A 12,706-nucleotide genomic window follows, 5' to 3' on the forward strand; every position below is an offset into this window, starting at 1 on the left:
CTCCATTGTAAAATTTATTATACTATTAGCATATTTTATCTGGAATTGATACTTAATACAAGGAAAGGGGCCTTTCAAGACAAAAGAACCCCTCAGGAAAATGCTAAAATAAAAAAGATATTCAATATTCTGGTTAATTTACCAGAATTATTGAATATCCTTGTTGTAAAGAAGTCAGTTGGGAGTGTTTGCTAAGATTCATGCTATCTTGCACCACCGCCGCCACCTCCGCCGGCACCGCCACCTCCACCTGAAGATGTCGCACCACCAGAACCGCCACTGCCTCCACCAGCGACAACTGAATTAAAACCACCACTAGAAAGGCCAGTTGACCAATTTCGTCTGAAATGCATCGTACTATGCCAGTAATGAGTCGGTGTATAAGTCGTGCTACTGTCATCATAAGCTTTTTTCATTGGAAGAATATCTTCGTATTGCTTCGCAATCCTTGTTGCTGCGCCACCAATCAGCGCCCAGACTAAAATACTAGATAATTGTGTATCTTCTTGAACATGATCTACCTCAACATCATCTAAATAAGCGACATATTGTGTAATATGATTGAATAACTCTTCACCTTTGGGTGTTGATTGAGGAATTGCGATTGTTTGCTTCCAAACTTTGTCTTCAACAACATTGAGATACCCAGCATCTTCTAGATATTCTATTGAACGCGCTTTAAGAATGAGCTCGAATTTTGTTACTTCGTCCGCATGTTCTTTTGCCCATTCCATCATAACTGTGGAATCAATTTCACCATGAGAATCCGAAGCATCGAGTAACATGATCCACATGCCTTCCTCGATTGTAGAATCTTCAGGGTTCTTCTCAATCCATTCGTCAAAAGCCATCGCCGGTTGTTGTTGTTCGAAATCTTTAACATGAATATAGGTTGTGTATTTATCACCAAAAAATTTATCGCTCTTAAAAGTTTCAATTTCAATGAGGTCTTCACTTAGCCATTTAGTTAAGTAAGCTGCAAAATAATCTTCAAAGAAACCTGCTTGCAGTTCTTGGAGTAAGAATGCGATATTAGCAATGTCATCACCGTATTCAGGAACTACATCGGTTGTTTTGCCTTTATTCATTTTTATTCGTTCTGCTCCGGTAACCATCGCATTGTTCTCGCGTTTTATTTTTCGAACTTTGAAGAAATATACCATGCTTGCAGTGAATATACCTAAACCTGGAATAAACGTGATTCCAAATATGAGCCAAAAAATCCAACTACTATCTGACAATGATGAAGATTCATTGTAAGAGGATCCTTCGTTGGCCATCTCTCTTTGTTCTTCAAGCGTCATATCTACACTTGCGCTAGTATTAAATAAATCCGAAGGAAACTGCAGCAAGACCGTGACATTGTTTCTATCATCAAGTGATTCTTCTGAAGTCCAAACAATTTTCTCCCCTTGCATCTGGATATCACCATCAAAGCCGTAGCCCCAGAAGTTTGTATTATCCTGAGATAAGCCGACTGGAGAATCAATCGTTAAAGTTAAATCCTCTGTTGGAATACCTAGGAATGTATCAAAGTTCCATAGTAAGCCTTGCCCGTCATTTAAATTCCGGACGACATTCGACAACGTATAAGTTAGCTGGTAAGTTTTATCCCCGTGCTCACCCATACCCCATACGAGCTCTGCATCATCGTCATCGCGAATGATACCGTAGTATCCTTCTTTTTCTTCTAAAGATTGATCTGAATCCCAAACAGGATTAAAGTTATAACCTTCCACTGAAAAATTCGATACTTCTGAATCTTGTAAGTTGTTCAACTCAATATATAATTCAGTCCCATCATCAGCCGTCATGTTACGAGTTTCTTCAACAATTGCTGATCCATCTTCTTGAAGTTCCACTGAAATATCAATGGAATGAATTTTATTATCGGCAAATACTTTTTCCCCTTGCAAGGTGAGGGCAGTAGCGAGTATAATACTGAGAGTAAATAGAATACGTCTCATATTTTTTCACATCCTTTTGTTTGTATATTCAGTTTACCATATATCAAAAGCCCGACATAACAGTAACCAGCGCGTTTTTGATAAATAATAAAAAAACTTTTTAAAAAGTGTTGACAAAAGGTATGGAAATATCGTATTATATATAGGTCGTCAAAACGACTCGCTAGCTCAGTCGGTAGAGCAACTGACTTTTAATCAGTGGGTCGCAGGTTCGATTCCTGCGCGGGTCATACTAATCTCATCATAATAGTGATTAGTTAATAATTAACAAGCCGGCTTAGCTCAGTTGGTAGAGCATCTGATTTGTAATCAGAGGGTCGAGGGTTCAACTCCTTTAGCCGGCACTATTTACAAGACATCCCTACTTAGGTAAGGATGTTTTTTTGTGTTCATATTTATTGAATAATCTATCTAAATAAATATATTTTTTCTCTTTTTAAAATTCAAATGATTATTTGTTTATTGCTTGAAAATAAGAATCTTGTACGAGATGTTGTACGGTTTGTTAAAAAGACATAAATTGAGCAAACTTTTCTGCTGCTTCATCTCTTCTGTTCTGAGTTACATGGTCATATATATTCATTGTAGTTTCAATATTGGCATGACCGAGTCTCTCTTGAACTTCCTTCATTTCTAATTTTGCTTCAAAGAGTAATGCACAATGAGTATGCCTAAAACCATGAACATTAATATGTTTTAGTTTATGCAATTTTGTTATTCGTTGAAGAGCAGTTCCAATATAGTATAGATTTAAAGGATTATTTTTTTGGTTTGTAAAAACTAATTGTTCAGGACCATTAGCATTAATCCCAAAGGATAATAAATCTTTTCTTTGAATATTACGCCAGTTAACTAATAAATCCATGGTTATATTGTCGATAGATATTGTGCGATGACTTGCTTTAGTTTTGGGTGATTGAAAGATAGTACCATGTTCCCCTTGAGCAAGGACTCTTCGCACAGTTAATGTTTGGTTTACTTCATCAATATCTTTCCACTTCAAATGACAGAAAAATTTAAATTCTGTTATTAGTAAAGCTGAAGAAGGTTCTTTTGACATAAAAGACTTAAATAGTATAATCAATAGTTTTAAAAACCGTAATAAATAAGATACTGTTTTTTCATTCATTGAATCCATTTAAGGCTTCAATGCCTGCGAGTAGTGTTTACTTGATTGTAACTATGTATTTCTCCTTATATCTCTCTTGCTTTCTCTCAAAAACGATTGTTTTTGATACAAGAATAATAAATAGAAAAATAGAACCTCTTCTGATTTTACGACCCAGAAGAGGTTCTATTTTTTTCTTAGTTATTTCTTTTTGATTTAATACGATAAGGCAGACATTCCTCTAGTGATGTTATCTCTCTATAAACTTTTTTCAAAATCAATCGCTCCAGCAGGAAAATATCCAATTATCTATAAGTTTGCCTTCTCGCATAAGGCATAGATTTGATTAAGAGCGTAACAAGCCAGAGATTATGTAGTTTTTTAATAGGGTTAATTAGTTTTCGCTTTTAGCATGCAATGGTTCAGTCTTTTCTTGGTGAGTAGTGACCAATTTTGAATAGGTTTCATTATTCAACTTATTTACTATTTGTGACAAATCGGTTATTTTTTTTAGTGCTTCTATTGCTTGGTCTCTTTCTTCCTTGTCATAAAGACGGATTAAGTTTTTTAAAAATAAATAAGCCAGTTCATTCCGCTCACTGGTATATAAATTTTGTCGACTTATCCGCATGTCTTCAATAGCTATTTTTGCTCTATTGAGTTCTTTTTCTTCCAAAGTTAAATGGATAAAATTGACATAAAGATGAGAATGCCAGTTTGCAAATTCACTATTAACGGCTGCTAGTCCTTTGCTGTTGTCGAAAAAAAATTGTGCTTTTTTGAAATATTGGTTTCTTTTCTTAGAAGGGACTATAGACATAATATTATTAAATAATTTTGTTTCAAAAAAGGTCCAGCTGCTTATTCTGTCTAGATAGTTAAAGATAAAGTCGAAACTTAAATCACCATCTGACTCTTTTGATAAAATAAGTTTGAATAATAGTGCAACTCTGCTCAAAAAGACTTCTGTTTGATTGGACGAAAAGCGTAATTTGTTATGGAGGTTGGTTAAAGAATGTGGATCTTGATTCCAGTAAGCGTTAAAAATAGTCACTAAAAAATCATCTGTGGTAAAGAGTTTCCCATGATGTTTATACATAAATTCATCGTAAGATACATTTATCCTATTTAACAATTCTTGAAATTTTTCTACAGAAATAGAGTGTAGTCCTTTCTCAAATTTTTGAAAGAAAGATCTAGAAACAATGCCTGTGTAAACTTCTTTTTGTGAAATGTTTTTCTGCATACGTATTTTTCTAAACGTTAATCCTATCAACTGATGTACCTCCGTATTTTTTGGGTAGTTTATGACCCATATCATAACATAAAGAGTGCTCGAAAAATGATAAAATAACAGTACAAACGGATACGGAGGGATACAAATGATTAAATTTTATAATAAACAGTACCTAGTTGCAGCTTTTATTTTCATTGGACTTGCAGCAGTAGAGACTACTTTTAATGCCGCTACTTATGCGTATATTTTTAAGGTTATTGAGGAAAAAGACACCTCTCTATTATTAAAGTACATTATTCTTGTTGTCTTGGGTTACATATTGTTTTCTATTATTACTTATTTAAAAGATTTTTGGACAAATAAGAATATTGCTTTTTTTAACACGTCTTTAAAGACTGAATTAATAAGGAAAATTTTAGAAAAAGAGACTTCTTTAAGTAAAACCGAAGGAGTATCAAGTAATACATCATTTTTTATGAACGATCTCAAGTTACTTGAAGAAAATTACGTAAAGCAACTATTCAATGTCGTCAGCTATTTAGTTACTCTAGTTGTTATTTTGACTTTTTCTATGAGCAACAGTTTTTTATTGACCGTTATCTTTTTAGTATTTACATCAGTAACACCACTGTTTACAAACATTTATAAAGAAAAAATAGAAGAAAGTAATAGTCATTGGACAAAAGAGAATAAATCTTTTTCTTCTATACTAAAGGATATCTTAAGTGGGGCTGAAACAATAGCTTCATATAAATCCGAAAATTATTTCATTAAAAATTTTTATCTGAAAGTAAAAGGTTTAGAAGAGAGTACTAAAGACATGAATAATGCCATCTCATTATCGAATGCATTGGTCATCGCTTTATCATATTTATTTCTGTATCTTCCGATTGGCATTGGTATCTACTTTACTATTCAAGGGCGAATTTCGTTAGCGTCTTTTGTAGCCGTTCAATACTCCAGTAGTTGGATCATAAATAATTTTTTAGGATTATCGCAGTGTATAAACAAGTTAAACAGTATAGGAGAAATCAAGAAGACGATAATTAATACACTGGAATTCAAACAGCCAGATGATACCAATGTATTAAGGAACCAGAAGATTGATTCGGTTGTTTTTCAAAATGTTTCATTCAATTATGAGGACAAGAAAATTTTTGAGCATTTAGATTTAACATTAAATTCAAACGATAATGTACTTTTAGAAGGAGCTTCAGGTAGTGGTAAATCGACATTTTTAAAATTACTGACAAAAAAATTAACCCCAACTAATGGTGAAATTTTCATTAATGGCGAAGATATGAAAAGCATTAGCAAAAATGAATTATACAATTATGTGAGCTTAATTCCCCAAACGGTTGCTATATTTAATGACACACTGAGAAACAATATTACATTAGGAAAAGAAGTAAGCGAAGAAAAGTTAAGTGAAGCAATTAAAAAAGCAGGGTTAGAAGAATTAATACAGCAAGTAGGTTTAAATTATCTAATCGGAGAAGATGGAGAAAGATTATCAGGAGGACAATTGAAAAGAGTAGAAATTGCAAGAGCAATTCTGTTTGATAAACCAATACTCTTAATCGATGAAGGGAATGCCTCACTAGATAAACATAATGCTTTAGCCATAAACAAAACAGTGGCTAATTTAAATAAGTTAGTTATAGACGTCGAACATTATGTCCCGGAAGAGAGTATGAAAAATTACACTAGAAAATACTATTTAGAAAGTAGAAGAGTACAACCAAGTTGATATCAATTTGCAAAGAAGGGGACTACTAACTTTCTAAAAAATATATACAAAAAATGACAGTGTACATTTCAGTTCCTCCATAAGGTATAATATTATATAGGCTATATTTTTTGTTGAGAGTGTAATATATTTATATAATTAACCTGAATAATTCATAGCTCTATAATTTAAGCTGGTTTCTTGAATAAATTAATCGTTCTTGGAAAAATTGGGAATTTTTCTACAAAATAGTGCGTTCTCGAAGTAGATTTTAACTAAATGAACCTTCTTACGATTCTCTTGTTTGTTTGAAGGCATACTTCTCCCTTGTAGACGATTGATTCAAAAAAATAACGTGATAACTGATTTAAATCCATTGACTGGATCGCCGTAGGCACTCGAAGACCCTATAGAATTCAGTTTGATACACATGATAACTCGACAATTTTAGATTGGCTCGTCTGCCTGTTTGCACAAGTTTGCCAGCGACTTTAAGGAATGTTAGTCGGTTTGAATGAATAGTCATCCCTTGGTTCTTTTTATCAAAGCCGATAGTCTTTAGACAGTTGATGAGGTTGTATGCAAGCAGACTAATCATCATTCTGACATGATTTTCTAAGAAGCGTGGACTATCTGTTTTATCGAAATATAAGCCACCTTTCGCTTCTTTGATGAAATTCTCCATTGTCCCTCGCTTGCCGCAAAGAGAAAATATAACATGAGGCGATACGTTATCTGACAGATTGGTCACAATGAATGCGTGTTGAAAGAGGAGTTCTCCTGCTTCACGGATTGATCGAATACAGACACGACGGGGTTTCGACCATGATTGTGCTTGATAAGGCATTGAAAAATACTGAACTTCCCGATCTTCCCATTTTTGGTTATCCCCGTAAAGAACGGATTGCTCAGCTAATTGACTTAACCTCCGATTGTTCTTTAATCGGATCACATACTGACTTTCATTTTCTTCACAAGACTCATACACCTCTGGTGTTGCGAAGCCGCTGTCCCCACGAACCAATATGTCAGTATTCGGTATGGATTCATTGTAGTGGTGTAACAATGAGTCGATAAAGGCTTTCACCCCTTTAGATGTGTACTGATTACCTGAACGCAGTTCAGCTTTTAAGAAATCTCCAGTCAGTCCGTCAAAGGCAACTAATGGGGGGTAGCCGTAGGTTTGATAATGTGCATTATAATCTGTTTGTTCTTGATGGCCAAAGGTATCTGAATGAGTGGAATCGAGATCAATGATTAACTCGGTGTCATTGCGAATCAAACACGCTTTATCAATGAGCGACTGATTTAATGATTGTAATTGACCCACATTTTCCGTGGTGAAACGATCCAGAAACCGTGAAATTGACGATTGTGAGGCTAATTGTTTTCTGCCTAACACCATTTGAAAGACTGGATCCTGTCGTAACAGATTAGCTGACGAGTCTGCCGAATAACCAGCAATCAGTTGCATAATGAGCTGTTCTAATATCGCTAAATTATCATGCGTGTAGTAAGCACGGTTATCTTTAATGTCCAGAAGTGATTTTGCCAAATAAGAAAACTTGAAGGTATCCATTACTTCTTTAACTAAGACTAAACCCGAATCACTCGATAAACGACCACCTGTATGCGAAATGATGATGTTTGAATTGAATTTTACCTGGTTTTTGTGTAAGCTAATCATGAAGAGAACTCCTTTCTTATGGTTGGTTTAGACACCTTTACCATATCAGAATGGGGTTCTTTTTTCATCACTTAACAGGTGAAAATGAAAAAGTAAATTTAAGCTGCCGTTAGGCAGTTGGCACATGTTTCAACGAAAAGTATGAATTGTTCAGGGTATTAGAAATATATTAAAGTACATAGGGAGAAATTCATGAAATTATACGGGGAGTTTTTAAAAGAAGATTGGTTAAAAGCATTAGGAGCTTGGGAAGAAAAAATTCCTGCTTCTTTTGTAGTTCATGGTGAATGGGAGCACGATGATAACCTGAAATTATGGAGCGAATTACTAAAAGATGAGAGTTGGCTACCTAAGTGGAATACAGTAATAGGTGATTATAGAGAGACGAAGATCGGCTTCGCAAATGTCTATGGTGCGCCGATGGCAACAAACATTGTCCATCAATTCGGTGCAGCAGGAACTGATTTATTTATTCAAACGGGTTATTGTGGCGGACTAACACACGATGTGAAATATGGGGATATACTTATCGTAACTGAAGCCGGGATGCAAGATGGAGCTTCGCAGTGGTACCTTCCTGATCAGGATGTAGTTAAAGCTGATGAAGCAATGGTAAATGAAGCAATAAGTTACTGTGAAAAGAAGGGATATAGCTATTCAATTGGACGTGTAATTTCTACAAGTGCAATGCTTCTGGAAACAGTTGACATGGTAAACAAATGGTCCGATAACGGTTATACGGGCGTTGATATGGAAACGGCAACGACGTTAGCGGTAGCGAAGAAGTTAAATAAAAAGGCAATAGGCTTATTAAATTTATCAGATCATTTGACTCAAGGTGATACTATCTATTCCTATACAAAAAACAGAGAAGAATTAGAACTAGAAACGGATGATAGAATCAGGGATGTAGCATTACACCTCTCAACACAATCAGTTAATATAGTTAAATGAGACCTATACATTAACGGAAACCATCAATCATATTAAACAGTTGCTTCTTGTGCTAATAAAGCAGGATAGGTTACAGTGATGGAGAAGCTTAGAATATAGGATAATTAAATTTTGGAGGATATAATGGAGTTTTATAACTTTAGTAAAGACAACGGTAAAAATGTTTCGAAATTCAATTCAAATTTCATCATGTCTCGTGTTATTCAGACAAATAATCTAACTAACATCGGGTGTATTCACTTAGATGAAAATGGTATTGTAGGCTATCACCAAGCAGTCGTTCCTCAACTTCTTTTAATTTTGAAAGGTGAAGGTTATGTTCGTAATGAAAAAGCCAAATATATCAAAGTTGAACCAGGGGATGCTGTTTTCTGGAACAAAGATGAATGGCACGAAACAAAAACTAAGGTAGGGCTAACTGCTATTGTGGTTGAAAGTGAAGAATTGACCCCTTCCTTGTTTATGTCACTAAAGGAATAAACGTTACTCAATTATAAAGTGTTTTATTTTAATAAACTTCCACTGAAAAGAATTTTAATTAATTATATATATCCTGAATAATTTATAGCTATCTGTTGATAACTATTTCACTGACTATTTTCGTTCATTTGAGTATTTTTGTTGTCTTGACTGGCTCGAATAAAGGCGGTTCAGGCAGATTTTGATAGGTTCGCCCAAAAAAAGGGTATACCACCCCTTGGTTTTACACTACTTAAAAAAAGACGTCTGACTCATTCAAAAAGCTAATGCAAGAGGACAAGCGATTGAATATTCTCAAGCACTTCCCAAAAGAGGGAATCAAATACGTGAGATGATGCCAAACGAACTCTTAGTTGCCTGGCATGACTCGTTAGCCTTCCTGCAATATGAAAGAGTTTGAAACGAATTGTTGAAATGGTCGACCGCTTCATTTCCTTTGGAAAGGTCGCTTCTTTCATGAGATGGACCAAATTATAGGCGATACAACTCATCATCATTCGAGCTTGATTCGCCACATAAGTTGAGCTGTCGGTCTTATCAAAGGAAAACCCATTCTTGATTTCTTTGATACAATTTTCCATCGTACCACGCTTTTGATACAGCTTAAATACAGTTTCGGCAGAGAGTCCATGAAAGTTAGTGACAATAAACTCATACTTAGTAAACAGAAGGTTTCCAGCTTCACGAGTCGCTTTTACAGCGACTTCTCGGGAAATATCCCAACTACCTGCTTGATAGTCCATAATAAAATATTGGTGTTCGTCCTTAGTGAAGTCCGTGGTTTCTCCATAATGCACGCGGTGATGTGCGAGATCTTTCAGTTTATGATTCACTTTCAACCGAATCACATACTTGACTTGTTCTTCTTCACAAAGGGAATAGATCTCTGGTTTGGCAAAGCCACTGTCTCCACGAACAGTCAGAAACATCTCACAAGAATGTTTCTTGTGCTGACGGATAATAGCGGCTAAAAAGTCTTCTGCCGCATTGGACGTATAGACATTTCCAGGACGAAGGCGGGCATCTAAAAACAATCCAGTTAATCCGTCAAAAGCGACTAAAGGATGGTACCCATTGGTACCGTAATGCGTGTTGAAATCTGTGTGTTCTTGATGGCCAAAGGTATCCGAGTGCGTAGAATCGATATCAATCACCATGTGTTGTGTGTTCGTATGGTGGATCCAATCATCTGCCAAGCCTTTGGCGATTTTTTGGAATTGAGCCACATTTTCTTCAGTCAGTTCATGAATAAAGCGAGAAATCATGGATTGAGAAGCGAGCTGATCTTTTCCAAGCCCTTGCTTTAGAATAGGATCTAGGCGTAGACGGTTCGCAGCGGAATCTTGTGGATAACCGGCGATGAGTTGTACGATTAGTTGCTTCAATATTTCTTCGTACTCATGAATACAATAGGCACGAGAATCATATAAATGAAAGAACTCCTTAAGCATCTCATCAAACTTAATCTTGTGTAAAAACTCAAAAAGTAAAAGAAGTCCGGCATCATTGGACAATTGTCCTCCATCGTTTGAAACAATCATATTTGAGTTGAATTTCAGCGATTTTTCTTGTAAAGTTTCCATATAAGAGCACACCTCTTTTTGGTCTTTGGGTTTTGGATGACTTTACAATATCACAGAGTGTGCTCTTTTTGTATCTTTTTTACTTCACCCAACGGGTGAACAATGATTAGAGTGGTAAACGGTATTAATACGGGATAAATGCTAGTTCTGACAAATAAGTATGAATAATTCAGGATAATGGTAAGAAAATAAGCATATATTCTGATGGAGAATTATTAGACACCACAACGGTTTACGACGATGGATTGATTGTGTATACTGATAAAAATGGTAAAGTCACAGAATCTAACATTAATGACTATGTGAAAGAACCCGTTGAAGGAACCAGTGTGCTCGATCAAAGAGTATCGAATTCTCCAGATAATTCAGATTCTATTGGTACATTGGCTACACAGTATGACTTCTTGTACGGTGTAGAGTACAGCTCTGCTTGGGATATGACTGGTAGACTTTATGGTGAAAGAACTCTTACTGATGGTCCAAGAAGGACTTTTGAATTCTCTGCAGGTACCGCTATTGGGACCGTAATAGGTGCATTACTTGGCGTTGCAACAGGTGGAGTACTTAGTGTTCCAGTTGTAGCAACTGCCCTAGGAGTTGGTTTGGTAGGCTCTGGAACAGGCGCCCTTATAGATACAGCGGTTGGAGGGACTACTTATTCTAGGACTGAAAGATACGATTATGAAGTTGTAGCCAACGATGAAGTAGGACTAAGAACATACACTGAAGATGTTACTATAAGTGTTCCTAATAGTAACAATTCTGGTACCACCATGGTTCCTTATTTGAGTACTGGTGATACTCGTTCTAGAACAGACATGATCCATGCTGGTATTTACAACGTCTATCTAAATAATAATTAGAACAGGATGGATTATGAATGAAAAAATATTTTTCTGATACACGTAGCATAGCTTTCTTGCTTATGTTAATCATTTTTTCTAGTTTTTTGATATGGTTTCTAGTTCAAGATAGTAAACCTAAAACTGCACTTGAACTTGTTGATAGAATGGCTTCTGAAGAGACTATCCGCGATCGTTTTTCCGAAGGTGCAGACACTGAGGAGAACGTTGAACTATTGAGTAATTACAGGTTCAATAATATTACAATCAATGTTTCTCAATATTTTGTAATGGACGTTGGAGACGATAATGTACTAATAGTTGAAACAACGGCCGGATTGATTGATAATGAGCTTTATATCGAAGATTTACTTGAAATTGACAGGGAAACTCTTGAAGAATTCTTGAATCAATAAAAATTGGTGAAATATTCCTAGAAAAGACTCTTACTATCGATTATATTTATTCGATAGTAAGAGTCTTTTCTTGCGATAAGGTTTTTTTATCTGACGAATTTACAATTTAAGTGCAACAACAATAATAAAATAAAAAAAGATCCATAGTTTTCCTATAAAATAGATGTACCAACCAACTATTAGAAGGAGAAAGCTATGAATCCATACACACATCTTACCATGAATGAGCGAGAAACAATATTCCTAATGTATGAACAAGGTGAAACTATCGGGCATATATCCGAGACCCTGGACCGTTCTAAATCGACTATCTCAAGAGAATTACATCGTAATTCAAACAAGGATGGCAGTTATTCACCGTCAACTGCTCATGGAGAGTATAAACGTAGAAAACAACTATGTGGCAGACATCGCACGCTAGATAAAGACTCTATTTTCCAGTTGGTCAAATGACTATTTCTCAACGAACAATGGTCTCCAGAACAAATTTCTGGTCGTTTGAACTTTGAAAATTCGGTTCTACGTCAAATGACGTTGGTGGAGAATAATAATCTTTTTTATTGAATTATTTTTAGATGGAATGGCAACAGTTTTTTTGACAAATTTTATAAGGTGCAGAACTTCTTTCCGTATGCTATTCCGATTGTCCTTGACAATGAGCCTCCTCGGATGTGACGATCTTCGGCAGGAGCTAACAGTTAAA

The 12,706-nt window shown here is 35.5% G+C and carries 10 protein-coding genes, 2 tRNA genes and 1 pseudogene; 8 read left to right on the top strand and 5 right to left on the bottom strand.

The window, feature by feature from the left end; translation table 11 throughout:
• Positions 1–203 precede the first annotated feature (203 nt).
• Positions 204–1,967, bottom strand: a complete 1,764-nt coding sequence (locus FEZ33_RS08370) for a DUF2207 domain-containing protein (protein WP_138404955.1) — start codon at positions 1,965–1,967, stop codon at positions 204–206.
• A 157-nt stretch (positions 1,968–2,124) separates the two neighbouring features.
• Between FEZ33_RS08370 and FEZ33_RS08375 the strand changes: the two genes are divergently transcribed.
• Both FEZ33_RS08375 and FEZ33_RS08380 read left to right on the top strand, forming a co-directional pair.
• A tRNA-Lys gene (locus tag FEZ33_RS08375) sits at positions 2,125–2,197 on the top strand.
• A gap of 41 nt (positions 2,198–2,238) precedes the next feature.
• Positions 2,239–2,311 (top strand) — tRNA-Thr (locus tag FEZ33_RS08380).
• 161 nt (positions 2,312–2,472) lie between these two features.
• Here FEZ33_RS08380 and FEZ33_RS08385 read toward each other — a convergent pair.
• Complete coding sequence (locus tag FEZ33_RS08385; RefSeq protein ID WP_138404956.1) at positions 2,473–3,105, bottom strand: site-specific integrase; 633 nt, start codon at positions 3,103–3,105, stop codon at positions 2,473–2,475.
• Positions 3,106–3,469: 364 nt separating this feature from the next.
• Complete coding sequence (locus FEZ33_RS08390; protein WP_171031336.1) at positions 3,470–4,351, bottom strand: helix-turn-helix domain-containing protein; 882 nt, start codon at positions 4,349–4,351, stop codon at positions 3,470–3,472.
• Between the two features lie 106 nt (positions 4,352–4,457).
• Between FEZ33_RS08390 and FEZ33_RS08395 the strand changes: the two genes are divergently transcribed.
• On the top strand, positions 4,458–6,062 hold the full coding sequence (locus FEZ33_RS08395) for an ATP-binding cassette domain-containing protein (protein ID WP_138404958.1): 1,605 nt from the start codon (positions 4,458–4,460) through the stop codon (positions 6,060–6,062).
• Positions 6,063–6,408: 346 nt separating this feature from the next.
• Here FEZ33_RS08395 and FEZ33_RS08400 read toward each other — a convergent pair whose 3' ends face one another.
• Positions 6,409–7,728 (bottom strand): IS1380 family transposase, encoded by a 1,320-nt coding sequence (locus FEZ33_RS08400; RefSeq protein WP_138404959.1) that lies wholly within the window; start codon positions 7,726–7,728, stop codon positions 6,409–6,411.
• Between the two features lie 192 nt (positions 7,729–7,920).
• Between FEZ33_RS08400 and FEZ33_RS08405 the strand changes: the two genes are divergently transcribed.
• Positions 7,921–8,682: a nucleoside phosphorylase gene (locus FEZ33_RS08405; protein ID WP_138404960.1), complete on the top strand. Its 762-nt coding sequence runs from the start codon at positions 7,921–7,923 to the stop codon at positions 8,680–8,682.
• A gap of 123 nt (positions 8,683–8,805) precedes the next feature.
• Complete coding sequence (locus FEZ33_RS08410) at positions 8,806–9,162, top strand: cupin domain-containing protein (protein WP_138404961.1); 357 nt, start codon at positions 8,806–8,808, stop codon at positions 9,160–9,162.
• A gap of 263 nt (positions 9,163–9,425) precedes the next feature.
• On the opposite strand, the gene FEZ33_RS08415 is transcribed toward FEZ33_RS08410, so the two are convergent.
• Entirely contained in the window at positions 9,426–10,745 is a 1,320-nt protein-coding gene (locus FEZ33_RS08415; RefSeq protein WP_138404962.1) for an IS1380 family transposase, read from the bottom strand.
• 251 nt (positions 10,746–10,996) lie between these two features.
• On the opposite strand from FEZ33_RS08415, the gene FEZ33_RS08420 reads away from it, so the two are divergent.
• The 3 genes and pseudogenes from FEZ33_RS08420 to FEZ33_RS13000 all read left to right on the top strand — a co-directional run.
• The gene (locus tag FEZ33_RS08420) at positions 10,997–11,608 is read left to right on the top strand and encodes a hypothetical protein (RefSeq protein WP_138404963.1); all 612 of its coding nucleotides are present in this window, start codon (positions 10,997–10,999) and stop codon (positions 11,606–11,608) included.
• Between the two features lie 17 nt (positions 11,609–11,625).
• On the top strand, positions 11,626–12,003 hold the full coding sequence (locus FEZ33_RS08425; protein WP_138404964.1) for a hypothetical protein: 378 nt from the start codon (positions 11,626–11,628) through the stop codon (positions 12,001–12,003).
• 195 nt (positions 12,004–12,198) lie between these two features.
• Positions 12,199–12,519: pseudogene (locus tag FEZ33_RS13000) on the top strand (transposase); the annotation flags it as partial.
• Between the last annotated feature and the right edge of the window lie 187 nt (positions 12,520–12,706).

The organism is Ruoffia tabacinasalis, assembly GCF_005864045.1.
Taxonomy (GTDB): Bacteria; Bacillota; Bacilli; order Lactobacillales; family Aerococcaceae; genus Ruoffia; species Ruoffia tabacinasalis.